This is a genomic window from Kitasatospora sp. NPDC056138, assembly GCF_042264695.1.
GTDB lineage: Bacteria > Actinomycetota > Actinomycetes > Streptomycetales > Streptomycetaceae > Kitasatospora.
In genome coordinates this window covers 1-26,403 of sequence record NZ_JBHJVK010000013.1, presented here as the reverse complement: position 1 = coordinate 26,403, position 26,403 = coordinate 1, and the positions used below count along the sequence as shown (strand labels likewise).

At 72.4% G+C, this 26,403-nt stretch carries 21 protein-coding genes; 6 read left to right on the top strand and 15 right to left on the bottom strand.

The genetic code is table 11. The features are described from left to right. Nucleotides 1-39 precede the first annotated feature (39 nt). Together ACFC1R_RS11590 and ybaK are read left to right on the top strand one after the other, a co-directional pair. Nucleotides 40-768, top strand: coding sequence for an LON peptidase substrate-binding domain-containing protein (locus ACFC1R_RS11590; protein WP_375936474.1), 729 nt, complete (start codon nt 40-42; stop codon nt 766-768). A 22-nt stretch (nt 769-790) separates the two neighbouring features. Next, nucleotides 791-1,282, top strand: coding sequence for a Cys-tRNA(Pro) deacylase (gene ybaK, locus ACFC1R_RS11585; RefSeq protein ID WP_375936471.1), 492 nt, complete (start codon nt 791-793; stop codon nt 1,280-1,282). Nucleotides 1,283-1,327: 45 nt separating this feature from the next. Here the strand turns inward: ybaK and ACFC1R_RS11580 are convergent, their stop codons facing one another. The 4 genes from ACFC1R_RS11580 to ACFC1R_RS11565 form a co-directional block, all read right to left on the bottom strand. Then, on the bottom strand, nt 1,328-2,167 hold the full coding sequence (locus tag ACFC1R_RS11580) for a hypothetical protein (RefSeq protein WP_375936468.1): 840 nt from the start codon (nt 2,165-2,167) through the stop codon (nt 1,328-1,330). Nucleotides 2,168-2,239: 72 nt separating this feature from the next. Further along, nucleotides 2,240-3,040 carry an ABC transporter permease gene (locus tag ACFC1R_RS11575; RefSeq protein ID WP_375936465.1) on the bottom strand — a complete coding sequence of 267 codons (801 nt, stop codon included), beginning with the start codon at nt 3,038-3,040 and terminating at the stop codon, nt 2,240-2,242. A 163-nt stretch (nt 3,041-3,203) separates the two neighbouring features. After that, nucleotides 3,204-4,322 carry an ABC transporter ATP-binding protein gene (locus ACFC1R_RS11570; protein WP_375936462.1) on the bottom strand — a complete coding sequence of 373 codons (1,119 nt, stop codon included), beginning with the start codon at nt 4,320-4,322 and terminating at the stop codon, nt 3,204-3,206. A gap of 131 nt (nt 4,323-4,453) precedes the next feature. After that, the gene (locus ACFC1R_RS11565; RefSeq protein ID WP_375936718.1) at nt 4,454-5,659 is read right to left on the bottom strand and encodes an NYN domain-containing protein; all 1,206 of its coding nucleotides are present in this window, start codon (nt 5,657-5,659) and stop codon (nt 4,454-4,456) included. Nucleotides 5,660-5,845: 186 nt separating this feature from the next. Here ACFC1R_RS11565 and ACFC1R_RS11560 point away from each other — a divergent pair, with 186 nt between their 5' ends. Beyond that, nucleotides 5,846-6,622 (top strand): hypothetical protein, encoded by a 777-nt coding sequence (locus ACFC1R_RS11560; RefSeq protein ID WP_375936459.1) that lies wholly within the window; start codon nt 5,846-5,848, stop codon nt 6,620-6,622. Nucleotides 6,623-6,680: 58 nt separating this feature from the next. Here ACFC1R_RS11560 and ACFC1R_RS11555 read toward each other — a convergent pair whose 3' ends face one another. Together ACFC1R_RS11555 and ACFC1R_RS11550 are read right to left on the bottom strand one after the other, a co-directional pair. Next, nucleotides 6,681-7,712, bottom strand: a complete 1,032-nt coding sequence (locus ACFC1R_RS11555) for an aspartate-semialdehyde dehydrogenase (RefSeq protein WP_375936456.1) — start codon at nt 7,710-7,712, stop codon at nt 6,681-6,683. A gap of 136 nt (nt 7,713-7,848) precedes the next feature. Continuing rightward, on the bottom strand, nt 7,849-8,718 hold the full coding sequence (locus ACFC1R_RS11550) for a 4-hydroxy-tetrahydrodipicolinate synthase family protein (protein ID WP_375936452.1): 870 nt from the start codon (nt 8,716-8,718) through the stop codon (nt 7,849-7,851). Nucleotides 8,719-8,790: 72 nt separating this feature from the next. Here ACFC1R_RS11550 and ACFC1R_RS11545 point away from each other — a divergent pair, with 72 nt between their 5' ends. Next, nucleotides 8,791-9,684 (top strand): LysR substrate-binding domain-containing protein, encoded by an 894-nt coding sequence (locus tag ACFC1R_RS11545; protein ID WP_375936449.1) that lies wholly within the window; start codon nt 8,791-8,793, stop codon nt 9,682-9,684. Between the two features lie 120 nt (nt 9,685-9,804). On the opposite strand, the gene dnaE is transcribed toward ACFC1R_RS11545, so the two are convergent. From dnaE to ACFC1R_RS11520, 5 genes are all read right to left on the bottom strand, one after another. Continuing rightward, nucleotides 9,805-13,338 carry a DNA polymerase III subunit alpha gene (gene dnaE, locus ACFC1R_RS11540; RefSeq protein ID WP_375936446.1) on the bottom strand — a complete coding sequence of 1,178 codons (3,534 nt, stop codon included), beginning with the start codon at nt 13,336-13,338 and terminating at the stop codon, nt 9,805-9,807. A gap of 223 nt (nt 13,339-13,561) precedes the next feature. Continuing rightward, entirely contained in the window at nt 13,562-14,206 is a 645-nt protein-coding gene (locus ACFC1R_RS11535) for a dienelactone hydrolase family protein (RefSeq protein WP_375936443.1), read from the bottom strand. 138 nt (nt 14,207-14,344) lie between these two features. After that, a complete protein-coding gene (locus tag ACFC1R_RS11530; protein WP_375936440.1) occupies nt 14,345-15,199 on the bottom strand; it encodes an ABC transporter permease in 855 nt (284 codons plus the stop codon). Beyond that, nucleotides 15,196-17,961, bottom strand: a complete 2,766-nt coding sequence (locus ACFC1R_RS11525) for an alpha/beta fold hydrolase (protein ID WP_375936437.1) — start codon at nt 17,959-17,961, stop codon at nt 15,196-15,198. The genes ACFC1R_RS11530 and ACFC1R_RS11525 overlap by 4 nt, the downstream gene beginning before the upstream one ends. 367 nt (nt 17,962-18,328) lie before the next feature. Further along, nucleotides 18,329-18,694 (bottom strand): hypothetical protein, encoded by a 366-nt coding sequence (locus tag ACFC1R_RS11520; RefSeq protein ID WP_375936435.1) that lies wholly within the window; start codon nt 18,692-18,694, stop codon nt 18,329-18,331. Nucleotides 18,695-18,851: 157 nt separating this feature from the next. Between ACFC1R_RS11520 and ACFC1R_RS11515 the strand changes: the two genes are divergently transcribed. Beyond that, complete coding sequence (locus ACFC1R_RS11515; protein ID WP_375936432.1) at nt 18,852-19,895, top strand: mechanosensitive ion channel family protein; 1,044 nt, start codon at nt 18,852-18,854, stop codon at nt 19,893-19,895. Nucleotides 19,896-19,917: 22 nt separating this feature from the next. Here ACFC1R_RS11515 and ACFC1R_RS11510 read toward each other — a convergent pair whose 3' ends face one another. The 4 genes from ACFC1R_RS11510 to ACFC1R_RS11495 form a co-directional block, all read right to left on the bottom strand. Continuing rightward, nucleotides 19,918-20,373 carry a GNAT family N-acetyltransferase gene (locus tag ACFC1R_RS11510; RefSeq protein WP_375936429.1) on the bottom strand — a complete coding sequence of 152 codons (456 nt, stop codon included), beginning with the start codon at nt 20,371-20,373 and terminating at the stop codon, nt 19,918-19,920. A gap of 1 nt (nt 20,374) precedes the next feature. Further along, nucleotides 20,375-21,313, bottom strand: coding sequence for an RluA family pseudouridine synthase (locus tag ACFC1R_RS11505; protein WP_375936426.1), 939 nt, complete (start codon nt 21,311-21,313; stop codon nt 20,375-20,377). A 63-nt stretch (nt 21,314-21,376) separates the two neighbouring features. Continuing rightward, nucleotides 21,377-21,991: a signal peptidase II gene (gene lspA / locus ACFC1R_RS11500; RefSeq protein WP_375936716.1), complete on the bottom strand. Its 615-nt coding sequence runs from the start codon at nt 21,989-21,991 to the stop codon at nt 21,377-21,379. A gap of 124 nt (nt 21,992-22,115) precedes the next feature. Next, entirely contained in the window at nt 22,116-22,700 is a 585-nt protein-coding gene (locus ACFC1R_RS11495) for a TraR/DksA family transcriptional regulator (protein ID WP_375936423.1), read from the bottom strand. A 532-nt stretch (nt 22,701-23,232) separates the two neighbouring features. Between ACFC1R_RS11495 and ileS the strand changes: the two genes are divergently transcribed. Continuing rightward, nucleotides 23,233-26,361 carry an isoleucine--tRNA ligase gene (ileS, locus tag ACFC1R_RS11490; protein ID WP_375936420.1) on the top strand — a complete coding sequence of 1,043 codons (3,129 nt, stop codon included), beginning with the start codon at nt 23,233-23,235 and terminating at the stop codon, nt 26,359-26,361. Nucleotides 26,362-26,403: the final 42 nt, after the last annotated feature.

Sequence of the window (26,403 nt, the reverse complement as noted above, 5' to 3'; positions counted from 1 at the left end):
CGGAGCGCGCCGGGCCGTCGGCCGTCTAGTCTGTCCGCCGTGACTGAACGGCTCCCGCTCTTCCCGCTCAACACGGTCCTCTACCCGGGGCTCGTGCTGCCCCTGCGCGTCTTCGAGGACCGCTACCGGCGGCTGGTCGGCGACCTCATGGCCCAGCCCGAGGACCCGCCCCGCCGGTTCGGGGTGGTGGCGATCAAGGACGGCCGGGAGGTCGCACCGGTCCGCGAACCGGACGGCCGGGCCGGCCCGCTGGACGGCCTCGGCACGGTGACCGGCGACCCGAAGGAGGCCCTGTACGAGGTCGGCTGCGTCGCCTCGATCGCCTCCGTGAAGGAACTCCCCGACGGCCAGTACGAACTGCTCGTCACCGGCACCACCCGCTTCCGGCTGCACGACGTGGACACGACCGGGCCCTACCTGGTCGGCGAGACCGAACCGATCGAGGAACTGGCCGGCGAGGGCGCGGGAGCCCTCGCAGCCGGCGTCGAGCGGGCCTTCTTCGCCTACCGGAAGCGGCTGGCGGGCGCGCGCGAGGCCAGCCTGGCCGGCGAGCAGGAGCTGCCGTCCGACCCCCAGGTGCTCTCCTACCTGGTCGCGGCGGCCTCCGTACTGCCCGCCCCGGTCAAGCAGGAACTGCTCGCCTGCCCCGACACCGCACAGCGGCTCACCACCGAACTCGAACTGCTGCGCCGGGAGACCGCACTGCTCGCCTGGCTGCCGTCGCTGCCCGCGGCGGACCTGACCCGGCAGGCGTTCAGCCCGAACTGACCGAAACGAGAGGGCCCACACTGTGGCGAAGCGGACGAAGGGCGGGCAGGGCACACCCGCGACGGTGGCCCTGGAAGCCGCCAGGGTCACGTTCACCGTGCACGCGTACGAGCACGACCCGGCTGCCGCCTCCTACGGTGGCGAGGCCGCCGAGGCCCTGGGTGTGGACAGCGCCCGGGTCTTCAAGACACTGGTCGCCGAGGTGGACGGCACCCTGACGGTCGGCGTCGTCCCGGTCTCCGGGCAACTCGACCTCAAGGCGCTGGCCGCGGCCGTCGGCGGCAAACGGGCCGCGATGGCCGACCCCGCCGCCGCCGAGCGCAGCAGCGGCTACGTCCGTGGCGGCATCTCCCCGCTCGGCCAGCGCCGCCCCCTGCGCACCGTCCTGGACACCAGCGCCCTCGACCACCCGACCGTCTACGTCTCCGCCGGGCGCCGCGGCCTGGAGGTCGAGCTCTCCCCCACCGACCTGGCCGCCCTCACCGGGGCCCGCACCGCACCCATCGCCCGCTGAGCTCCCCGGGGCCACGGGGAACCACGTGACCGGCCCGGCCGGCCCTCAGGCAGACGGGACGGTCCCCTGCCCGGTCTCGGGCTTCTCCGCCGGCCCCGGGCCCGGTCCCGTCTCCGGCTCAGGCCCTGCTCCCGGTCCCGGCTGCGCTCCCGGTCCCGACTCCGCCCCCGGCGGCACCGGCGCCGCGTCGATGTGCCCGGCCTCGGCGGGAACGATCCCGCCGAACGTCTGGCCGGGGCCGGCCCACTCCGGTCCGGCCCAGTACGGCGGCGGGTCCTCCTCCCGCTTGCCGAAAGCGGCCGTGAGGATCAGCAGCAGCACCAGGGCAGCCATCGGCCACACCAGCACCGCGCCCTTCGCCCCGAGCTGGATCGCCGCGCTGAACGGCACCCCCAGCCCCGCCGCCTTGGCGTGGGCGAACACGTCCTTGCTCGGCCCCAGCCGTTCGCCCAGCTTCCAGGCGATCAGCGACCCGGCCAGCCCGCCCGCCGTCAGCCCCGCCGCCACGGCGATGCCGCCGCCACGTGCCCGGGTGAACAGGAAGGCCGCCAGCGCACTGACCGCCCCGGCACCCAGTCCGAGCAGCGCGAGGACGCTGTCCGCCCCGGCCCGCTGCTCCCCCTCGGGATCGACGTACCGGACGACGTACTGGCCGCCCTCAGTGGCCGCGACGAGCATCACCCGGGGTGCCAGCCAGAGCCAGAGCAGCCCGACGACGATGCCCAGCAGCGCACCGGCCACCGTCAGCAGCACGCCGATCCGCAGCTCCGGCAGCAGCGGCCGCCGTTCACGCGGCGGCGGCTGGAGGTACGGATCGACTGCGTACGGGTTCGCGGCGGGCATCTGCTCGGCGCCCGGACCCGCAGGTGTGTTCGGTACGGTCACGGGTCCATCGTTTCACGACTCGCCGCTTCCGGACGGGTCCACCCTCGACGGAGCGCCACCGGGAAACCCGGCTCAGCGGGTGGTCGCCCACCGGTAGGCCCGGGTCGCCAGTGTCAGCGAGGCCAGACCGACCACCGCACAGACCGTCAGGTCCCCGGCGACGGCGGCCCAGTCGGGAGCGGGGGTGAAGGTCCGGGCGAACGCCTCGACCCCGTACGTCGAGGGCAGCAGGTCGCGCAGCCAGCGGACGACCTGCGGCAGGTGGTCCACCGGCAGGACGCCCAGCAGCAGCGCGGCGGACATGCCGAGCTGGCCCAGCAGAGTGGCGATCTCCTGACGCGGCGCGAGCAGCCCGCAGGCGGCGCCGAGGCCGGCCAGCGCGGCACCCGCCAGCGGGACCACGGCCAGCAGGACCCACAGGTTCGCCAGTGGCAGCGAGAACATCACCGCCCCCACGGCAGCCGTCACCAGCGCGCCCGGCACGGTGAACGAGGCGTACGCGGCAGCCGCGCCGAGCACGACGGCGGCGGGCGGGACGGGCAGGGTCGCGTAGTGGTCGAGCCCACCGGTCGCCCGGAGCTTGCCGAAGTACTGGGCGAGCAGGTTGAGGGCCACGAAGGCGACCACCAGCACGCTCGACCCGGCGACCACGGCGTGTGCGGCCGAGTTGTCGCCGGGGTCCACCACGCCGCGCATCATGATCAGGATGCCGAGCGACTGGAAGGTGGCCACGAACAGCAGGGGGATCCGGGCGACCCTGGCACGGGCCAGCTGGGCACGGTAGACGGCCGCGAGCGCGGGCAGGAGCCGCGCGGCGGGTGCGAGCGGCGCGGCGGTCCCGGTCACCAGCACCGGACGATCGAGCAGGGTCACCGGTCCACCTCGGAAGAAGAGAAGGTCGTCACTCGGCCGCCACCGGCGGCCACCCCCACCCGGCCGACGCCCGTCCCCGGACCGTCGCCACCCCGCAGCAGCCGGTCGAACGCCCCCGCGAGCCATCCGGAACCGCCACCGGCGGCCTCCCCGCACCGCGGCCTCACTTCGCCAGCCCCCCGCCTCGACCGCCCAGCTTGAGGTAGGCGTCCTCCAGGCTGGGGGTGGCCAGGGTGAAGTCGTCGAGTGCCGCGAAGGCGGGGCCCGTGGTGACGGCGGCGACCAGTTCCCGGGCCTGCTCGGGACTGGTGCGGACGGTCCAGCGGCGGCCGGTGCACTCGGCCTGCTCGGCGAGCCGGGCGACGGCGGGGACCTCGGTCGGGGCCTCGGTCCGCCAGACCAGGTCGAGCCGGACGTCGCCGTCGACCAGGGCCTTCAGTCCGCCGGGGGTGTCGCAGGCGATGACCCGGCCGTGGTCGATCACGGCGACCCGGTCCAGGACGGTCTCCGCCTCGATGACGTTGTGGGTGACCAGCAGCACGGTGGTGCCGCGCTCGGCGCGGCGGCGGTCCACCGCCGACCAGACGGCGCGGCGGGCGACCGGGTCCATGCCGGTGGTGGGCTCGTCCAGGACGAGCAGCGGCCGCTCCCCCACCAGCGCGGCGGCGAAGCAGGCCAGGCGGCGCTGGCCGCCGGAGAGCTTGGCGAGCGGGCGGTGCGCGAGCGGTTCGAGTCCGAGTTCGGCCAGCACGTCGGCGGACTCGCTGCGGGCCTGCGCCAGCGTGAGCCCGCGCAGGCGTCCGGTGGTCTCGGCGGCGAGGGCGACGGTCAGCTCGTCCAGCGCGGTGGACTCCTGGCCGAGGTAGGCGAGCAGTCTGGCGGCCCGCTCGGGGTGCCGGACGATGTCGTGGCCGAGGATCTGCACACTGCCCCGGTCCGGGCGGAGCAACCCGGTGAGCTGACGGACCAGGGTGGACTTCCCCGCGCCGTTCGGGCCGAGCAGGCCGAAGACCTCACCGCACCGGATGTCCAGGTCGATGCCGTCGTTGGCCCGGATCTCGCCCGTCCCGCCGACGCCGCCGTTCCCGGCCGCACTGCCGTTCCCGGCCGCACCGCTGTCTCCGGCCGCACCGCGGCCACGGCCTCGGCCGAGGCCCCGGCTCGGGCTGCGGTACGTCTTGGCAAGGTCTCGTACGGTGCAGCACTGCCCGGTGTGTTGCCCGGTCCCGCCGAGGTCGCCTTGCGGCCTGGCCTGCGGTGCCGGCCGGTCGGTGTCGCTCACGGTCGAAGACTCTACGCGCTGGCAGAGCAGATCAGGACAAGGGGGTTGCAATCACCGGGACCAGGCCGGTCGGCCCCGTGGACGTGCGGCCCCGGGCGTTCACCCCCGTGGATGTGCGCCGCCCGCGGCGTTCACCCGTCGGCGCGGCCCTCGGCGGTCAGCAGCTCACCGCCGGGCACCCGGGCGGCCAGCTCCTTCCAGAATCCGGCCCGGATCGCATAGCGGTCGTGCTCGTCGATCTGGTCGTCCTTGTGGGCGAGCAGGCCGAACCGGGCGGCGTAGCGGAGCAGCTCGCCGTCCAGCCGGTGCGGGATGCGCGGGTAGTCGGCCCAGAGCGGGGTGAGCCGGGAGGCGGAGCCGAGGCGGTCCGTCCAGCGCCGGGCGAAGACCTGCCCGACCTCGTGGGCGTCGCCGCCGATGCTGGTGATGTCCTCCTCGCGGTCGGCCCAGCGCTGTTCCGCGGTGGTGAGCTGGGCCAGCATCGGCAGGCCGTCGCCGGCGGTGTGGTTCTCGGAGCCGGGCCGGTCCACCCAGCCCCGCTCGGAGGACCAGCGCAGCACGATCGAGGCGGGCCCGGCGGAGGGTGCGGGCGGCGCCCGGTGGGCGAGGTCCCTGGGGGTCGGCACCACCTTGAGCGCGGCGCCCTGCTGGATCTCCTCGGCCAGCGCGGCGGGCTGTTCCGGGCGGGGCGGGGCGACCGGGTGCCCGGGGTGGCCCGCGGTGGGCGGGGCGGCGAGCAGCTGGGCGATCTCGGGCCGGGGCTCGCCGAGCGGGTGGGCGGGCAGCGCCTCCCGCAGCCGTACCCAGGGCTCGATCCACTCGCGGTCCAGGACCCGGCGCTCGTCGGCCTCGCCGACCAGGTCCTCGGACTGGTTGAAGTCGCCGTCGGCGGCCTGCAGGGCCCACAGGTGGACGACCACGCCGTGCTCCTTGGCGGACATCATGCCGGGCAGCAGGTCGCCGTCACCGGTGACCAGCACCACGTCGGCGCAGGCGCGGTTGCGGGCCAGTTCGGCGAGCTCGGCGTGCATCACGGCGTCGACGCCCTTCTGCACCCAGCGGCCCTCGGCCCGGGTGAGCGCACCCAGCCGCACGGTGACCCGGGGAAGCACCCGCAGGCGCCGGTGCTCGGGCAGCGGACGGCGGTCGGGGGCGGCGTCGAACCAGTAGATCCGGAGCAGCGGCAGCCCGGTCTCGGCCTCGGCCCGGGCCCGCAGGGCGGCGATCAGCGCGGTGTGGTCCACGGTGACCCGGGATCGGGAGGGTTCTCCGGCCAGTAGGCTGGCGGCTGCTCCCAACAGGTATCCGGCGTCCACAAGGACGACGCAGCGGTCCAAAATCCGCACCTCTTCTCCGGGTCGGCCACCGGTGACCGGAGGTGCGCCGGTACGCCCTGCGGGGGCGCTGGACCCCGGACCGCACTACCGTTGCGCACTTCTTTACCCTCCGATCGGGCGGCGAACCGTCCGATCGGATCATGTGTGGCAGGAGCGGGCCCGGCCACTGGCAATACTGAGGGATCGATGCGGAAGAGAATTGCGGTCCTGTGCGTGGCGACCGTCCTGGCGGCGGGCGCGGTGCTGCTGGTACCCACCGTCACCACGGACACGTCGCAGGGTGACACCCGGGTGCTCGGGATCACCGTCAACGGGGGCCGGACAATCCTGGTCGGCCCGACCGAGCCGGTCACCTTCCCGTTGGAGGTGACGGCCGAGGACGGCTCCGGCATCCGCTCGGTGAGTCCGATCGGTGTCTGGGGTCCCTCGTACGGGGTGCTGAAGGCGAGTCCGATGAAGTGCACCCCGACCTCGCACACCGTCTCGGTGTGCCGGGGCACGGTGACCGTCGACCCGGCCAGGAAGGACGTCTACAACGACGAGGCCGGCACCTGGTTCGTGGACCTCAAGGTGAACGCCAACGACGGCGACCACTTCGTCGGCCAGACCGCGGGCGGTTTCTCGCTCAAGCGGGCGGCCCGGATCTCCGGGTACGGGGTTCCCCCGCACGCCGACGAGGGGCGGGAACTGACGGTCAAGGGCTGGCTGAACCGTTCGTTCTGGAGCGACAACAAGTACCACGGCTACGAGGGCGGGACGGCCTACCTCCAGTTCCGCCCGCACGGCAGCAGCCACTGGACGACGGTCGCGACCGCCCTCTCGGATCCCACCGGCACCGTCACCGCCCGTGTCCGGGCGAGCGGCACGGGCGAGTTCCAGTGGTACTCGCCGGGTGACAAGTGGACGGGCAGCGCGATCTCGCCCCCGCTCACCGTCACCGTCGCGGCGAAGCCCGGGCGGTGACGGCGGTGCCGGGCCTCCCGCGGAGGCCCGGCACCCGGTCACGAGCCCGTCGAAGGGGTCAGCGTCCCTTGAGCTCGGCGGCGACCAGCTCGGCCACCTGGACGGCGTTGAGGGCCGCTCCCTTGCGCAGGTTGTCGCTGGAGAGGAAGAGCGACAGACCGTGCTCGACCGTCTCGTCCGCGCGGATCCGGCCGACGTAGGTCGGGTCCTGACCGGCCGCCTGGAGCGGGGTCGGGATCTCCGACAGCTCGACGCCCGGCGCGTCGGCCAGCAGCTCCAGGGCGCGCTGCGGGGTGATCCCGGCCGCGAACCGGGCGTTGACCTGGAGCGAGTGACCGGTGAAGACCGGGACGCGGACGCAGGTGCCGGAGACCTTCAGCTCGGGGATCTCCAGGATCTTGCGGCTCTCGTGGCGGAGCTTCTGCTCCTCGTCGGTCTCGAACGAGCCGTCGTCCACGATCGAGCCGGCCAGCGGGAGCACGTTGAAGGCGATCGGGCGCTTGTAGACCTGCGGCTCGGGGTACTCGACCGCCGAACCGTCGTGGGTCAGCGCCTGGGCGGCGTCCACCACCTTGGTCGCCTGCTCGTGCAGTTCGGCGACACCGGCCAGGCCGCTGCCGGAGACCGCCTGGTAGGTGGAGACCACCAGGCTGACCAGCCCGGCCTCCTGGTGCAGCGGGCGCAGCACCGGCATGGCGGCCATGGTGGTGCAGTTCGGGTTGGCGATGATGCCCTTGGGCCGGTCCGCGATCGCGTGCGGGTTGACCTCGGCGACCACCAGCGGGACCTCGGGGTCGCGGCGCCAGGCCGAGGAGTTGTCGATCACGACCGCGCCGGCCTCGGCGACCTTGGGCGCCAGGGCCTTGGAGGTGGCGCCGCCGGCCGAGAAGAGCACGATGTCCAGGCCGCTGTAGTCGGCCGTGGCGGCGTCCTCGATGGTGATCGTGGTGCCCTGCCACTCCAGGGTCCGGCCGGCCGAACGGGCCGAGGCGAAGAGCCTCAGCTGCTCCACCGGGAAGTTGCGCTCGGCCAGTACACGGCGCATCACGCTGCCGACCTGGCCGGTGGCTCCTACGATGCCGATCCTCATCGGACTCCTCCTGTTGCTCTGCTGTGCTCGTTCTGGCCCCGCACCTGGCCCATCATGCCTGGTCGGCGACCCAACCCGAGATTTCGTCCCACGCTGTGGTCACCCCGGCGGACGTCCCGAAGGACCCCTCGGGGCACTAGCCGACGGCGGCGAGCAGCTCCAGCGCCCGCCCCACCGACGCCTCGCCCGCCGGGAGCAGCGGCAGCCGCACCGCCGCCGTGGGAATCCGCCCCTGCGCGTGCAGCACTCCCTTGATCACGCTCGGGTTGGGCTCGGCGAAGGCCGAGCCGGAGAGTGCCGCCAGCCGGTGGCCGAGTTCCCGGGCCCGCACGGCGTCGCCCTTGTGCCAGGCGTCCACCAGTTCCACGAACCGGTCGGTGGCCAGGTGGGCCGAGGCCAGGACGCCCCCGGCGGCGCCCAGCGCGAGCAGCGGCGAGAACACCGCGTCGTCCCCGCCCATGACCCCGGCGGGCCCGTCCGCGAGCAGCTCGACGGTGTCCTCGTCGATCCCGCCCGCCGCGTACTTGATCCCGGCCACCCCGGGCAGCGCCAGCAGGCTGCGCAGGGTGGCGGTGCTCAGCGCCTGCCCCGTCCGGTAGGGGATGTGGTAGATCACCAGCGGTACGGCGCTGTGCGCGGCCAGGTGCTCGAAGTGCGCCAGGACCCCGGCCTCGCCCGGCCGGGTGAAGGCCGGGACGGTCACCAGCGCCGCGTCCACGCCGGTCAGCCCGGCGAGCTGCCGGGCGCTGCGCCGGGTGTCGCTGCTCCCCGCTCCGACGATCAGCGGGACGCCGCGCTCGCGGCAGACCCGGGCGCAGACCTCGGTGACGGTCCGGCGCTCGTCCTCGTCCAGGGTGGCGGGCTCCCCGGTGGTGCCGAGCGCGACCAGCCCGGCGGCCCCCTGGTCCAGCACCGTGCGGGCCAGCCCGTCCAGGGCGTCGGCGGCGACGGAGCCGTCCTCGTCGAACGGCGTGACCAGCGGTACGTAGATCCCCTGCAGTTCCATGCCCCCGAGCCTGCCGTCCGGGCACCGTGCAGGTCCAGTTCACATTTCCGAGGCTTCTCGTAAGCTGAGCTGATGCTCGATGTCCGCCGTCTGCGCCTGCTGCGCGAACTCGCCCACCTGGGGACCATTGCCGCGGTCGCCGACTCGCTCTCCTTCAGCCCGTCGGCGGTCTCCCAGCAGCTGTCGGCGCTGGAGCGGGAGGCCGGGGTGGCCCTGCTGGAGCGCAGCGGGCGGCGGGTGGCGCTCACCCCGGCCGGGAAGAACCTGGTCCGGCACGCGGAGGCGGTGCTGGAGCGGCTGGAACAGGCGGGGGCGGAGCTGGCGCACGCCCGCCGGGGGCTGGCCGGTCCGCTGCGGATCGGGACCTATCCGTCGGCCGCCCGCGCGATCATCCCGGCCGCGCTGGCCGAGCTGGCCGGGCGGCATCCGGGGCTGGTGCCGATGGTGACCGAGGTGGACCCGGCCGGCGTGGCCGCCGCGCTGCGCGCGGGCGAGCTGGACGTCGCGCTGGTCCACGAGTACGACCTCGTCCCGGCCGAGCCGGAGCCGGGCCTGGCGGTCACCGCGCCGCTGTTCACCGAGCCGATGTACCTCGCCGCGCTCGCCCCTGGCGGGCTCGCCGAGCACCGGGACGCCCCCTGGATCATGGCCCCGCTCGGCACGCTCTGCCACACCATGGCCCAACGCGCCTGCGCGGCAGCCGGGTTCACCCCGCAGGTCAGGCACTGGATCGACGACTTCACCACCGTGCTGGCCCTGGTGGCGGCCGGCCAGGGGGTGGCCCTGGTCCCGCACCTCGGGGTGACGGCGGGAGCGCACCCGGGGGTGACCCTCACCCGGCTGCCGATGTACCGGCGCACCCGTACCGCGTTCCGTGCCGGGGCAGGTGCCCACCCGGCCGTGGCCGCCTTCATCGCCGCCCTGCACACCGCCGTCCCGGCCGGACTCGGCACCCGATCCGCCTGATCCACAGCCGGGTCGACTGTCCGCCAGGCGCACCGGCACCGCCGCTCCCGCCCGGGGTCCCGCACCGGGCGGGGGACGCCGGGAACGTCCGTTCCCGAAGTCCCGCGCCCCGCACCGCCGCTAACTCACCAGGCAGCTCGGACCGAGCAGCTGCTTGAGGTCCCCGAACAGCGCCGGGTCGGACTTCACCCGGTGCCGGTCGAGCCGCAGCACCGTGGTCTGCCGGGCGCCCTCCAGCCGCAGCCGCACCTCGGTGGTGCCCCGGTGGTGGGTGAGCACCTCGCCGAGCCGGGCGACCAGCGGCGGGGTGATCTTCACGCTCGGGATGGAGATGACGATCGGCGCCTCGGCGTGCGCGTTGGAGAGGTCCGGTGCGGACAGCTCCATGCCCATCAGCCGCGGCACGTCCTCCCGCTTGTCGAGCTTGCCGCGCACGAACACCACGGCGTCCTCGACCAGTTGGGAGGAGACCAGCTGGTAGCTGGCCGGGAAGAACATGCAGTCGATCGAGCCGGCCAGGTCCTCGACGGTGGCGATGGCCCAGGCGTTGCCCTGCTTGGTCATCTTCCGCTGGAGGCCCGAGATGATGCCGCCGATGGTGACGATGGCGCCGTCGGGGCGCTCGGCGAGGTCGGCGATGGCGCAGTCCGCCTTGTCGGCGAGGACGTGCTCGATGCCGTGCAGCGGGTGCGAGGAGACGTAGAGCCCGAGCATCTCGCGCTCCTGGGTGAGCAGGAAGGCCTTCTCCCACTCGTCCTCGGCGAACACCACGTCGAGGCCGAAGCTCGGCTCGTCGGAGGCGGTGTCCCCGCCGAACAGGTCGAACTGGCCCTCGGCCTCCTTGCGCTTGACCCCGACCACGTTGTCGATCATCGGCTCGAACTCGGCGGTCAGGCCCTTGCGGGTGTGCCCGAGCGAGTCGAACGCACCCGCCTTGATGAGGGATTCGACGGTCCGCTTGTTGCAGACCACCGACTCCACCTTGTCCAGGAAGTCGGGGAAGGAGGTGTACTTCCCCTTGGCCTTCCGGGTGCGGATCATCGAATCCACCACCGGCCCGCCGACGTTGCGGATCGCGGTGAGGCCGAAGCGGACGAGGGTGTCACCGTGCGGGGTGAAGTCCGAGTCCGACTCGTTCACGTCCGGCGGGAGCACCTGGATGCCCATCTTGCGGCACTCGTTGAGGTAGACCGCGGACTTGTCCTTGTCGTCCTTGACCGAGGTGAGCAGCCCGGACATGTACTCGGCCGGGTAGTTGGCCTTGAGGTACGCGGTCCAGTACGAGACCAGCCCGTACCCGGCGGTGTGGGCCTTGTTGAACGCGTAGCCGGAGAAGGGGACCAGGACGTCCCAGACCGCCTGGACGGCCGCGTCCGAGTAGCCGTGCTCCCGGCAGCCCTTCTGGAACGGGACGAACTCCGCCTCCAGGATCTCCTTCTTCTTCTTGCCCATCGCCCGGCGCAGCAGGTCGGCCTGGCCGAGTGAGTAGCCGGCCAGGATCTGCGCGGCCTTCTGCACCTGCTCCTGGTAGACGATCAGGCCGTAGGTCGGCTTGAGGATCTCCTCCAGGGGCTTCTCCAGCTCCGGGTGGATCGGGGTGATGTCCTGCTGGCCGTTCTTGCGCAGGGCGTAGTTGGTGTGCGAGTTGACGCCCATCGGGCCCGGTCGGTACAGCGCGAGGACGGCGGAGATGTCCTCGAAGTTGTCGGGCTTCATCAGGCGCAGCAGCGAGCGCATCGGGCCGCCGTCGAGCTGGAAGACGCCGAGCGTGTCGCCGCGGGCGAGCAGCTCGTAGGTGGGCTTGTCGTCCAGGGGCAGATCAAGCAGGTTGATCTTGATGCCCTTGTTCTTCTCGATCGCCTTGACGGCGTCGTCCATGATCGTGAGGTTGCGCAGGCCGAGGAAGTCCATCTTCAGAAGGCCGAGGCCCTCGCAGGTGGGGTAGTCGAACTGCGTGATGGTCACACCGTCGGTGTGCCGGGTCCAGACCGGGATGTGGTCGGTCAGCGGCTCGGCGGACATGATGACGCCGGCCGCGTGCACACCGGGCTGACGGATCAGGCCCTCGATGCCGCGCGCGGTGTCGATGACCTTCCTGACGTCCGGGTCGTTCTCGTACAGGCCGCGGATCTCGCCCGCCTCGCCGTAGCGCGGGTGCGAGCTGTCGGTGATCCCGGAGAGCGGGATGCCCTTGCCCATCACGTCCGGCGGCATCGCCTTGGTGATCCGGTCACCCATCGCGTAGGGGTAGCCGAGGACCCGGGAGGAGTCCTTGATGGCGGCCTTCGCCTTGATGGTGCCGTACGTGACGATCATGGCGACCTTGTCGGAGCCCCACTTCTCCGTCACGTAGCGGATCACGTCACCGCGCCGGCGCTCGTCGAAGTCGATGTCGACGTCGGGCATCGAGATGCGCTCGGGGTTGAGGAAGCGCTCGAAGATCAGGCCGTGCGGGATCGGGTCGAGGTCGGTGATGCCCATCGCGTACGCGACCAGCGAACCGGCCGCCGAGCCACGGCCGGGGCCCACCGCGATGCCCTGGCTCTTCGCCCACATGATGAAGTCGGCGACCACGAGGAAGTACGCCGGGAACCCCATCTGGACGATGGTGTCCATCTCGTACTCGGCGAGCTTCCGGTGCTCCTCGTCGTAGCCGCCCGGGAAGCGCCAGTCCATGCCCTCCCAGACCTTGGACCTGAAGAAGTCCGCCTCGCTCTGGAAGCCCTCCGGGATGGGGAAGCGCGGCATCAGGTTCTTGAACTCGAACATGCCGCTGGTGTCGACCCGCTCGGCGACCAGGAGCTGGCTGTTGCGGCAGCCCTCCTGCCAGGCGTCCGAGGAGTCCAGGCCGTACATCTCGGCGGCCGACTTGATGTAGTAGCCGGTGCCGTCGAAGCGGAACCGGTCCGGGTCGGAGAGGTTCTTGCCGGTCTGCACGCAGAGCAGCAGGTCGTGCGCGCCCGCGTCGGCCTCGGTGGTGTAGTGCGAGTCGTTGGTGACCACCGGGGGGATGTCCAGCTTCCTGCTGATCTCCAGCAGCCCGTCACGGACCCGCTTCTCGATGTCCAGGCCGTGGTCCATCAGCTCCAGGAAGTAGTTCTCCCGGCCGAAGATGTCCTGGTAGTCGGCGGCGGACTTGACCGCCTCGTCGAACTGGCCGAGCCGCAGCCTGGTCTGCACCTCGCCGGACGGGCATCCGGTGGTGGCCATCAGCCCGGCCGCGTGCTCGGCGATGATCTCCTTGTCCATCCGGGGCCACTTCACCAGCCAGCCCTCGGCGTAGGAGCGCGAGGTCAGCTTGAAGAGGTTGTGCAGGCCCTCCCTGTTCCGGGCCCAGATGGTCTTGTGGGTGTAGGCACCGGACGCCGAGACGTCGTCCTTCTTCTGGTGCGGCTGGCCCCACAGGATGCGCTTGGTGTTGTGGCGGGCCTCCGGTGCGACGTACGCCTCGATGCCGATCACCGGGGTGATACCCGCCGCGGTGGCCTGCTTGTGGAACTCCGCCGCGCCGTACATGTTGCCGTGGTCGGTCATCGCGACGTGGGTCTGCCCGAGCCGCTCGACCTCCTTGAACAGCTGCTTCAGCCGGGCAGCACCATCGAGCATCGAGTACTCGGTGTGGACGTGCAGGTGCGCGTACGGCTGGTCGCTCAAGGCGGGGCCTCCGGGGTCTCGGTACGGGATCGCGGGGCGGTGAAACACGTAAGGCCCGGGCCACCCTCAGGGCCCGGACCACGGCTTCCGCGTTCGCGCGACCGAGTCTAATCCTTCCCCTCGCCCACCGGGCGCATCACCTCGCCCACCGGACGCACCTCCCGGCCCGGGTCCGGAGCCGGCCGGGTGACCGCCTCCTTCGACCCGGACGGCCGCGCTCGCGTCAGCCGTCCAGCTCCGCGAGGAAGGCCAGTGCGGCGGACCAGGTCCGCTCGGCGGCCTCGGCGTCGTGGTCCGGCAGCTCCGGGTCGGTGTAGAGGTGGCCGGCGCCCCGGTAGCGGTGCACCTCGACGTCGGCACCGGCCCGGGACATCAGCAGGTACCAGGCGTTCAGCCAGTCCTCCGACTCGAACGGGTCCGGCTCGGCGACGTGCAGCTGGACCGGGATCCCGGTCCGCGCGTCCTCCCGGATGTCCGAGGTGCCGTGCAGGAGCAGCAGGCCCCGGGCCCGCTCGTCCGCCAGCGCCAGGTTCTGCGCCAGCGCCCCGCCGAGCGAGAACCCGGCGTACACCAGCCCCTCCCCGGCCGCCCCGCCCGAGCTCAGCAGCGGCGCGACCGCACCGACGGCCCGCCGCAGCAGCTCGTCGTTGCCGATCTCCTCCTGGTACGCCGTCCCCGCCTCGACGTCGTCGAAGACCCGCCCCTCGTACAGGTCCGGCGTGTGCACCACGTGCCCGGCCGCACGCAGTCGCTCGGCCGCGGCCGACACCGCCGGGCGCAGTCCGTAGACGGAGTGGAAGAGCACGATCTGGGCCACGAATTCGATCCTTCGCTGGGGGACACCACGGTCGCGTCCATCATCGCCCATCCCGCCCGCCCCCTCGGCACCCGCCGACCGTCCGCCCCCGGACGTGTCCGGCCTGGCGTGCCGGGCCCGGCGGCGCGGGCGCACGGTGCTGTCACTCCCCTCCGGGGTCTGCTCGCTCCCCTCCGGGCCACCCGTGGATCAGGACACCACGTCCTTGCGGGCGAAGCCCCGGAAGGCGAGCGCGAGCAGCACGATCGCGTAACTGACCGAGAGCGAGACGCCCTGGAGCATGCCGCCCCACTCCAGCCGGGGCTGCAGCGCGTCGGCCCAGGAGTACTGCCAGTGCGCCGGGAGCCACTCGCGCAGCGAGCCGAGCGCGGTGACCGCGTCCAGCACACCGGTGATGATCGTGACGAACACCGCCCCGCCGACCGCCCCCAGCGGGGCGTCCGTCACGGTCGACAGCCAGAACGCGAGCGCCGCGATGACCAGTTCGCTGAGGAGAACGAAGGCCACCGCGAGGGCGAGCCGGGGCAGCGCGACCGAGGCGGGCAGACTGACGCCGGTCGGCAGTCTGAGGTCGCCCCAGCCGTACGCCGCGGTGCCCACCACCAGGCCGACCAGCGGCAGCAGCACGATCGTGGCCGCCGAGAAGAGCAGCCCGACCGTGAACTTGCGCGCCAGCAGCCTGGCCCTGGGCACCGGCGCCGCCAGCAGGTACCGCAGCGAGGACCAGCTGGCCTCGGAGGCCACGGTGTCCCCGCAGTACAGCGCGACGGGGATGACCAGCATGAACCCGGTGCCCATGAAGAGCATGGTGGCGGCGAAGTTGGGCCCGGAGGCGGTGGCCAGCTCGATGAAGGTGGTGCGGCCGGGCCGGTCGGGGGTGCCGCCGATCTGGAACGCCGCCAGGATGACCAGCGGCATCGCCGCCAGCACCGCCGTCATCACCAGGGTCCGCCGCCGCCGCAGCTGGCGGATGATCTCCACCCGCAGCGGCAGGGTCCGGCCGGCCCGGTAGCCCGCCGCGTGGTCAGCCGTCAACGTGCTCACGCCGAGCCTCCGATCAGGGACAGGAACGCGTCCTCCAGTCGCCGGTGCGGTCCGACCCGCTCCACCGGGACTCCGAGTCCGACCAGTTCGGCGACCAGCCGGCCGGCCGTCATGCCGTCGAGCTGCACCAGCAGGCCGTTCTCGACCACCGAGACCGTACCGACGCCCGCCAGGCCGGCCGTCTTCCCGGCGGCCGCCGCCAGCTCCTGGGCCGGGTAGTCGGCCGGGGTGCCGACCAGCAGCAGCTCGCCCTCGCCGACGATCTCGCCGACGGCGCCCGCGCTGACCAGCCGTCCGCGGTCCATCACCACCAGGTGGGTGCAGCTCTGCTCCACCTCGGAGAGCAGGTGGCTGGAGACGATGACGGTGCGTCCGGCAGCGGCGTACCGGATCATCACCTCGCGCATCTCGCGGATCTGCGGCGGGTCGAGCCCGTTGGTGGGCTCGTCCAGGATCAGCAGGTCCGGCAGGCCGAGCATGGCCTGGGCGATGGCCAGCCGCTGGCGCATGCCCTGCGAGTACGTGCGCACCGCGCGGTCCAGCGCCTCGCCCAGGTCGGCGATGGCCAGGGCCTCCTCGAAGTGGGCGTCCCCGGCCGGGCGGCCGGTGGCCCGCCAGTACAGCCGCAGGTTGGCCCGGCCGGTGAGGTGCGGCAGGAAGCCCGAGCCCTCCACGAAGGAGCCCACCCGGGAGAGGACGGCTGCGCCGGGGCGCACCGCGTGCCCGAAGAGCCGGATCTCCCCCGCGTCCGGTCGGATCAGGCCCATCAGCATCCGCAGGGTGGTGGTCTTCCCGGCGCCGTTCGGGCCGAGCAGGCCGAGCACCTGGCCCTGCTCCACCCGGAAGGTCAGGTCCTTGACCGCGTACCGGTCCGCCGCACCGTGGTAGCGCTTGCTCAACCCGCTGATCTGCAGCGGGACTTCGGCCAGCGTCGGGTCGGCGGCCGGCCTGCGGGCCCGGCCCGGACGCAGCCGGCGGCCGAACAGCAGCAGCGCGGCCAGCACGACGGCACCCAGCGGCAGCAGCCAGGTCCGGACGGGCAGCGGAGCCGCCTCGGTGCGCAGCCCGGCCACGGTGGGCACGGTCAGCGGTCCGGCCACCGAGACCTGGTAGGTGGCGGGTTCGGCGGGCGAGGCGTACGCGAGGTCGGTGGTGGCCAGCACCAGGCTGAGCCGGTGCCCCGACTCGAAGGTGTGGTCCACGGCGGGCAGGGCGACCTCGACGGTGCGTCCGCCGGGCGCGTCCGCACCGGTCACCCGCAGCGGGGCGACCAGTTGCTGCGGCAGCGTCCTGCTGCCGTCCGGTCCGACGTCGTACAGCTTCGCGAAGAGCACCGCGTCCGGCCGGTCGGCCCGGACGTGGACAGAGACCCCGGGTGCGCCGGTCAGGTGCAGGCTCTGGTCCAGCGGCGCGGACTCGAAGGCTGCGGACTGGCCGGGGAAGTCCAGCGAGAGCCCCGTGCCGACCGACGCGAGCTGGGAGAGCGCACCGATCCCCGGCAGCGTGGAGATGTTCGGCGGCGCGCCACCCGGCGGGTTGGCGACCTCCTGGGTGCGGCCGTCGAGCTCGAAGCTGTGCGAGCCCGTGCCCGACAGCCCGGGGTAGCTGTCGGCGTCGGCGCCGCGCAGCACGGTCTGGAAGCCGGTGGAGTCGACCCCGCCGGTACGGGTCACCCGGAAGGCCGGGCCGGTGTCGTTCTTCGCGCCCCTCAGGTAGTGGTCGAACCACCCGGTGACCCGTGAGTCCACCCGGGTGCTGCCCTCGGTACCGCCGTCGTGGCCGCCGGCGAACCAGTCCACGCCGACCGGCGCGCCGTTCGCGGCGACCGCCCTGGCGATGGCGTCGCCCTGGTCCAGCGGGAACAGCGAGTCCTGCTGGCCCTGCACCACCAGCGTCGGCACCTTGATCCGGGAGGCCACCGAGGACGGGCTGGACCGCTCCAGGGTGGCGATCGCGTCGGCATCCGCCCGGCCGCTGGTCGCGACCCGGTCGTACATCGCGCAGAGCGAGTCCAGGAAGCGCCCGCAGCCGACCGGCCCGGCAGCGCCCCCCGGCCGCCGGGCCGAGGCGGAGGTCGGGTCCCCGGCCGAACCGGTGGTGAAGAAGATCCCGGCCCAGAGCTTCTTGAAGACCCCGTCGGCCGCGCCGCTCCCCCGGACGCCCTGCGGGAAGAGCGCATCGGCCAGGTTCCACCAGGTGATCTGGCTGGCCACCGCATCGATCCGGGGGTCGTACGCGGCTGCCAGCAGCGCGGCGCCGCCGCCGTACGAGGCACCGGTGATGCCGACCCGGGGGTCACCGGGGGCGTCCAGCTGCACCTCGGGGCGCTTGGCCAGCCAGTCGACCAGGTGCTTGACGTCCTCGATCTCCCGATCGGGCGCATCCAGGCCGATCTTCCCGCCGGAGGCGCCGAAACCGCGCGCCGACCAGGTCAGCACGGCGTACCCGGAGCGGGCCAGCTGCCGGGCGCGGTCGCGCTCCCCGTTCTTGCTGCCGCCGAAGCCGTGTGCCAGCAGGACGGCCGGGCGGGGGCTGTCGCCGGTGGTGAAGAAGGAGGTGTCCAGCCGGACGGTCTGCTTGCTGCCCGGCGTCTCGGGCATATCGAGGAAACGATCCTCCTCGTGCACCGCTGCCTGGTCGGACCCGACCGCCACCGCGGCCGTACCGGCCCCGGCCAACAGCACCAGCGCCACCGAGCCGGCCAGCACCCTGCGGGTCGTCAGACCTCTGCGCCAGCGACGCCATGCCCCACCGAAGCTCATGGGTACCGATCCTATCCGTTTCCGCGGTAGGGACGTCGTAAGCCCACCCACCCGAAAGGGCAGGGCCCACCATCCCGGAGCCGCCCTGCTCGCGCGCACGGCCTCCCTGGTACGACACGTCACGATCGACTGCGCCGACGCCCACCGGCTCGGCACCTTCCGATCCGGGTGCCGGACTCCGCACTGCGCCAAGGCGACCGACCCGGCAGTCCGACGGCCCTGCCGGAGGGTCCGGGCGCCTCCCCGCTCCTCATCGCCGTCCCGGACCGGAAGACCGTCAAGAACCCGGTCCACCTGGACCTCCAGCCCCGGGGCCGGGGCACCCGCCGCCACAGCGTGCGAGTACCCCGCGCCGCGGGCGGCCCTGCTACCGGCTGCCGCGTTCCACCGCTTCCCGCCGCTCGCGCTCCTCGCGCTCCTCCTGCTCGTACTCCTGGCGCATCTTCTCCGCCCGCCGCTCGGACTCCGCCTGCTCCTCGGGCGTCAACTCCTCGGCGGCCTTGTGCATCTGGGAGAGCCGATCGCCGATCAGACCGAGGTACCCGTCGGAGCGCACCACCTCGTTCATCGAGACCCGGCCGCTGAGCACGTCCTTGGCCATCCGCTGCAACCCGTCGCCCACCGACGGGTTGTCCGCGATGGTCCGCAGTGCCTTGTGCAGCCGGTGCGCCTGCTCCGCGTCGTAGCCGACCTCCATCAGCTCCTCGTCGGCGATCTCCCGTTCGGCGCTCATGGGCCCCATCCTCCGCTCGTTCGAACCATCGCTCGCTCTGATGATAGGCAGGCCGCTCACGGGCCGTCACGCCAATCACCCGGGCCGTCAAACAGCCGCGGTATGGTGCAAAACACCCCGGAGTACCACCCCCGGAAGACCACCCTAGGAACACCCGGTGCCGACCTCGTCGAGGTATCCCGTGCTCTGGCCGCTCGCCACCCTGCTCGCCGTCGTCGCCGTCACCCTGGCCGTCGGCTGGCTCGCCGACCAGGCGTTGCAACGGGTCGCCGCCCGCCACCCGCAGGCGCCGGTCTGGCCCCTGCTGCGACGCTGCCGGATCCCCCTCCAACTGGTGGTCGCCACCGGGTTGCTGCTGGCCGGGCAGCCACTGGAGCGGCTGTTCGACGTACGCGACGGCGAGCTGCACCACGTCGTCCTGCTGCTCCTGCTCGCCTGCCTCGGCTGGCTGACCGTCAGGATCGTGGCGGCGGCGCTGGAGGCGGTGCTCGGCCGGTACGAGAGCGTCACCGACGACGCGGCCCGGGTGCAGCGGGTCAGGACCCAGATCGGCATGCTGCGCCGGGTGGTCAGCGCGGTGATCGCCGTGGTCACGGCCGCCGCGATGCTGCTGACCTTCCACGCGATGCGCACCGTCGGCGCCAGCCTGCTGGCCTCGGCCGGAATCCTGGGCATCGTGGCCGGTATCGCCGCCCAGAGCACCCTGGGCAACTTCTTCGCCGGCCTGCAGATCGCCTTCGGCGACACCGTACGGATCGGCGACACCGTCGTGGTGGACGGCCAGCAGGGCACGGTGGAGGAGATCACCCTCTCCTACCTGGTGGTACGGCTCTGGGACTACCGCCGGCTGATCGTCCCGGTCTCGTACTTCGTCAGCCGCCCGTTCGAGAACTGGACCCGTCGGGATCCCGGTCTGCTCGCCTGGGTCCTGCTCCACCTCGACCACCGCACACCAGTCGACCAGCTGCGCGCCGCCCTGCACCGGCTCCTGGTGGACTCACCGCTCTGGGACGGCATGGAGTGGTCCCTCCAGATCACCGACAGCACTCCGAGCACCCTGGTGGTCCGGGCCGCCATGACCGCCCGGACCCCGGACGACGCGGCCGTCCTCCGCTTCGAGGTGCGCGAGCAGCTCTTCGCCTACCTCCGCGACGAGCACCCGTACGCCCTCCCCCGGATCCGCACCGGCGAGGCCCCGTGAACAGGGCCCCGAGGAGAACCCCTCAGAGCACGCGGGTCATCGTCCGGTGCGGTATCCCGGCATCGTCGTAGACCGGCCCCTCGGCGACATAGCCGAGCCGCTCGTAGAAGCCCAACGCCTGTACCTGGGCGTGCAGTTCGAGCTCCAGGCCGCCGCGCTCGCGGCCCGCCTGCTCGATCGCGCGGACCAGCTCGGCCCCCAGTCCGGTGCCCCGGGCGGCCTTGGCCACGGCGAGCCGCCCGAGCAGCACCCGCCCCGGGCGGCCGGTGAGCGCGAGCGCCTGCTCACCGTGGATCAGCCGGCCGGTGCCGAGCGGCGAGCCGTCCTCGGCGCGTGCGAGCAGGTGGACCGAGGTGGCGTCGAGCTCGTCGTACTCCAGCTCGGCGGGCACGTTCTGCTCCTCGACGAAGACCTCGCGCCGGATGCCGTACGCCAGTGCCAGCTCGGCTTCCGTCCCCGCCACCCCGATCCGCGCCATCTCAGCTCTCCGAGGCGATGATGTCGAGGGCCTTCTGCAGATCGGCCGGGTAGGGGCTGCTGAACTCGACCCACTGCCCGTCCGCCGGGTGCTCGAAGCCGAGCGCGACGGCATGCAGCCACTGCCGGGTCAGACCCAGGCGCTTGGCCAGGGTCGGGTCGGCGCCGTAGGTGAGGTCGCCGACGCAGGGGTGGCGCAGCGCGGACATGTGCACCCGGATCTGGTGGGTCCGGCCGGTCTCCAGCTTGATGTCCAGCAGCGAGGCCGCCCGGTACGCCTCGATCAGGTCGTAGTGGGTGACCGAGGGCTTGCCGTCCCGGGTCACCGCCCACTTCCAGTCCGAGCTGGGGTGGCGTCCGATCGGCGCGTCCACGGTGCCGCTCAGCGGATCGGGGTGGCCCTGGACCAGCGCGTTGTACTTCTTCTCGGTGACCCGGTCGTGGAACTGCCGCTTGAGGTCGGTGTACGCGCGCTCCGACTTGGCGACCACCATCAGGCCGGAGGTGCCGACGTCCAGCCGGTGCACGATGCCCTGCCGCTCGGCCGCGCCGGAGGTGGAGATCCGGTACCCGGCGGCGGCCAGGCCGCCGATCACGGTCGGACCGGTCCAGCCGGGGCTGGGGTGGGCGGCCACGCCGACCGGCTTGTCGATCAGCACGATGTCGTCGTCGTCGTGCACGATCGGCATGCCCTCGACGGGCTCGGCGACGATCTGCACGGGGGCGGCGGGCGCCGGGATCTCGACCTCCAGCCAGCTGCCGGCCACGACCCGGTCCGACTTGCCTGCCGTCGTCCCGTCGATCGTGACCTTGCCGTCGGCGGCCAGCTCGGCGGCCTTCGTCCGGGAGAAGCCGAACATCCGGGCGAGGGCGGCGTCGAGTCGCTCACCCTCAAGGCCGTCGGGTACGGGGAGGCTGCGGGTCTGCGCTGCGGTACTCACCCGTACGAGTATGCCGGAACGCGGAGCCCGCCTCTGCAGTCCGGCCCCCGTGCCCGTCGGCCGCTACTCCTCCTTGGCCGTCTGGTGGACGGTCCCGTCCGGGTTGCTGCCCCGGAAAGAGAGCAGGACCACCAGGACGCCGCCGCAGACGATGGCCGAGTCGGCCAGGTTGAAGACCGCGAAGTGCTGGACGGAGATGAAGTCCACCACATGGCCCCGGAACGCCTCGGGGGTGCGGAACAGCCGGTCGGTGAGGTTGCCGAAAGCGCCGCCGAGCAGCAGGCCGAGCGCGATCGCCCAGGGCAGGCTGTAGAGCTTCCGGGCGATCCGCCAGATCACCACGATCACGGCGGAGGCGATCATGGTGAAGACGATCGTCATCGCCTGGCCCATGCCGAAGGCGGCCCCCCCGTTGCGGATCACCTGGAGGGTGACCACGTCACCGAGCACCTGGATCGGCTGGTGGCTCTCGAGCCGGGCCACCACGAGCAGCTTGCTGCCCAGGTCGACCAGGTAGGCGAGCAGCGCGACGGTCAGCAGCACACCGATCCGGCGGCGGCGGACGACGCCCGGCGCCGCACCGGCGGCAGTGGCGCCGACGGGCTCGTCCACGGCAGCCTCCACGGGCGCGGTCGGGACGGAGTCGTCCTGGGTTTGGGGGGAACCTGGCGTACTGATGATCCGCTCCGCTGCCGTGACATGAGGGCCGACGTTACGGGGTCGAGCGTACGGCAACGCCCGACCCCCAGGTCCATTCCGACCCGAGCGACACTTCGATCCGCCGAAAGAGCTCGGCCCGGTGCTACCGGCGTTCCTGCTTCGCCTTGCAGCTCACGCAGAGGGTCGCCCGCGGGAAGGCCTGCAGTCTGGCCTTGCCCACCGCCTGGCCGCAGGACTCGCAGACGCCGAAGCCGACCCCTTCGAGCCGGGCCAGCGCGCGCTCGGCCTGGGCGAGGCTGTCGCGGGCGTTGTTGGCCAGCGCGAGCTCACTCTCCCGGTTGATGTTCTTGGTGCCGGCGTCGACCTGGTCGTCCCCCGCGCCGTCGTTGGAGTCACGCATCAGGCCGGTGATCGCGGCCTCGGCCGACTCGATCTCGGCCCGCAGCCGCCCCAGCTCGTCGTTCAGCTCGGCGTGCAGCTCGGCGACCTCGGCCGAGGTCCAGGGCTCCTCGCCGGGACGGATCGGCAGCTCGGCCGGGTCCACCGACTCGGCGCCGCCGCGGGCCCCCGTGCCCACCGGGGTGTGGTTGCGGCTGGTAGCGGCAGCGCGGCCGGTCGTGGTGCTGGTCTTGTGCCGTGCGTTGGTCACGGTGCCCTCCCCTGAGTCGCCCGCCACGGCCTTGCGTGCCCGCTCGGTGGCGGTACCGCCGATTGCCTTGTCAGCCATGGCTTCGACCTCATCTACGAACGAAACGAACCGCCGGTTCCCGGCGGCTTCCAGTGCCGGAACGATAATCCCCATCGAATCCGGTCACAACGGGACATACCGATGCCCCGATTTCAACCCACCCGAGCAGCCGCCGCTGCCGCCCCACCCGAGTTGCTGACCAAGTTGTGCCCAGATCGTCATCCGCTAACCTCACCGCGCGCCGCACCCCGGACGACGGGCGAGTTACGGCTTAACCGGCTTGTGCGGCCGGATACACTGGGCCTGCAAGGCGCTGATGGGACGAGTACCGACGTACGCAGCCACGAGCGATCCGGGGACGGTGCGAGCCCGGAGGCGTGCACGACGGGAAGATCACCCCTGAGCCGCCGGAAGAACGGCCCGACGGCCCAGTAGACCCGGCAGCACAACCCAAACAAGAGGGCCGCGAGCAGCAGTACCGCGGTCAAGGAGGGTGGTACCGCGGGACGGCTGGCCGTCTCGTCCCTCCGGAGGATCCAGTCCAAGCATCCGCCGGAGGTAGACACCCGCGATGACCACCTACAACGCCGTCCCCGCGCAGGTGGACCTGCCCGCCCTCGAGCACCAGATCCTGAGCTTCTGGCGCGACAACAAGGTCTTCCAGCGCAGCCTGGAGCAGTCCGAGGGCCGCCCCGAGTGGGTCTTCTACGAGGGCCCGCCGACCGCCAACGGCATGCCCGGTGCGCACCACATCGAGGCCCGCGTCTTCAAGGACGTGTTCCCCCGCTTCCGGACGATGAAGGGCTACCACGTCGCCCGCAAGGCCGGCTGGGACTGCCACGGCCTCCCGGTCGAGCTGGCCGTCGAGAAGGAACTCGGCTTCTCCGGCAAGCAGGACATCGAGCGCTACGGCATCGCCGAGTTCAACGCCAAGTGCCGCGAGTCGGTCACCCGGCACACCGACGAGTTCACCAAGCTCACCGAGCGGATGGGCTACTGGGTCGACCTCGACCAGGCCTACCGCACCATGGACCCGTCCTACGTCCAGTCGGTCTGGTGGTCGCTCAAGCAGATCTTCGACAAGGGCCTGCTGGTCCAGGACCACCGGGTCGCCCCCTGGTGCCCGCGCTGCGGCACCGGCCTCTCCGACCACGAGCTGGCCCAGGGCTACGAGACCGTCGTCGACCCCTCGGTCTTCGTCCGCTTCCCGCTGACCAGCGGCCCGCTGGCCGGCCGGGCCGCACTGCTGGTCTGGACGACCACCCCGTGGACCCTGGTCTCCAACACCGCCGCCGCCGTGCACCCCGAGGTCACCTACGTGGTGGCCACCGACGGCAACGAGCAGCTGGTCGTCGCCGAGCAGCTGGTCGGCAAGGCGCTCGGCGAGGGCTGGGAGACCACCGGCCAGTCGTTCACCGGCGCCGAGATGGAGCACTGGGCCTACCAGCGCCCGTTCGAGCTGGTCGAGCTGGAGGGCGCGCACTTCGTCCTCAACGCCGACTACGTCACCACCGAGGACGGCACCGGTATCGTCCACCAGGCCCCGGCCTTCGGCGCGGACGACCTCGCGACCTGCCGCAAGTACGGCCTGCCGGTGGTCAACCCGGTCGAGGCGGACGGCACCTTCGCGGCCGACGTCCCGCTGGTCGGCGGCGTCTTCTTCAAGAAGGCCGACGAAACCCTGGTCGCCGACCTCGCCGCGCGCGGCCTGCTCTTCCGCCACCTCCCGTACGAGCACAGCTACCCGCACTGCTGGCGCTGCCACACCGCGCTGCTGTACTACGCGCAGCCGTCCTGGTACATCCGCACCACCGCGGTCAAGGACGCGCTGATCCGGGAGAACGAGAAGACCAACTGGTTCCCCGAGAACGTCAAGCACGGCCGCTTCGGCGACTGGCTGAACAACAACATCGACTGGGCGCTGAGCCGCAACCGCTACTGGGGCACCCCGCTGCCGATCTGGCGCTGCGAGGAGAACCACCTCACCTGCGTCGGCTCGCTGGCCGAACTCTCCGAGCTGACCGGCACCGACCAGAGCGACCTCGACCCGCACCGCCCGTACATCGACGACGTGACCTTCGGCTGCCCGCAGTGCCCCGGCACCGCGGTCCGGGTGCCCGAGGTGATCGACGCCTGGTACGACTCGGGTTCGATGCCGTTCGCCCAGTACGGCTACCCGTACCAGAACAAGGAGCTGTTCGAGAGCCGCTACCCGGCCCAGTTCATCTCCGAGGCGATCGACCAGACCCGCGGCTGGTTCTACACGCTGATGGCCGTCGGCACCCTGGTCTTCGACAAGTCGTCCTACGAGAACGTGGTCTGCCTGGGCCACATCCTCGCCGAGGACGGCCGCAAGATGTCCAAGCACCTGGGCAACATCCTCCAGCCGATCCCGCTGATGGACCAGCACGGCGCCGACGCGGTCCGCTGGTTCATGGCGGCCGGCGGCTCGCCCTGGTCGGCCCGCCGGGTCGGCCACGGCACGATCCAGGAGGTGGTGCGCAAGACGCTGCTCACCTACTGGAACACCGTCGCCTTCCAGGCCCTGTACGCCCGCACCGCCGGCTGGGCCCCCTCCGCCGCCGACCCGGCGCCCGCCGACCGGCCGCAGCTGGACCGCTGGGTGCTCTCCGAGCTGAACACCCTGGTCCGCGAGGTGGACGCCGCACTGGAGTCGTACGACACCCAGCGGGCCGGCAAGCTGCTCTCCGGCTTCGTCGACGACCTCTCCAACTGGTACGTCCGGCGCGGGCGTCGCCGCTTCTGGCAGGGCGACGCCGCGGCGCTCGCCACCCTGCACGAGGCCCTGGAGACCGTCACCCGCCTGATGGCCCCGCTCACCCCGTTCATCACCGAGCGGGTCTGGCAGGACCTGGTCGTCCCGGTCGACTCCGAGGCCCCGGCCTCGGTGCACCTGGCCGAGTGGCCGGTCGCGGACGAGTCGCTGATCGACACCGACCTCTCCCGGCACATGGCACTGGTCCGCCGCCTGGTCGAGCTGGGCCGCGCCACCCGCGCCGAGTCCGGTGTGAAGACCCGTCAGCCGCTCTCCCGGGCCCTGATCGCCGCCCAGGGCTGGGAGGAGCTGCCCGAGGACCTGCGCGCGCAGATCGCCGAGGAGCTCAACGTCTCCACCCTGGAGTCGCTCGCAACGGTCGGGGGCTCGCTGGTGGACACCACCGCCAAGGCCAACTTCCGGGCCCTGGGCAAGCGCTTCGGCAAGGGCGTCCAGGACGTGGCCAAGGTCGTGGCGGCCGCCGACGCGGCGGAGCTCGCCGCCTCGCTGCGCGCCACCGGCAGTGCGAGCGTCGAACTGAACGGCGAGCAGATCGCCCTCTCCCCCGACGAGGTCGTCATCACCGAGACCCCGCGCGAGGGCTGGGCGGTCGCCAACGAGTCCGGCGCCACCGTCGCCCTCGACCTGGCCATCACCCCGGAGCTCAAGCGGCTCGGCGTCGCCCGCGACGCCATCCGCCAGATCCAGGAGGCCCGGAAGAACTCCGGACTGGACGTCGCCGACCGCATCGTCCTGCGCTGGCACGCCGCCAACGAGGAGACCGCCGAGGCCATCGCCGAACACGGCCACCTGGTCGCCGAGGAGGTCCTCGCGACCGACTTCGCCGCCGGCGCCGCCGACTGGGAGTCCGAGACCTTCTCCGACGAGAGCCTCGGCCTCGCCTTCCAGCTCCGCAAGGCCTGATCGCCTCGAACGGCCGGTGGCCGCCACCCCTTCCCGGGTGGC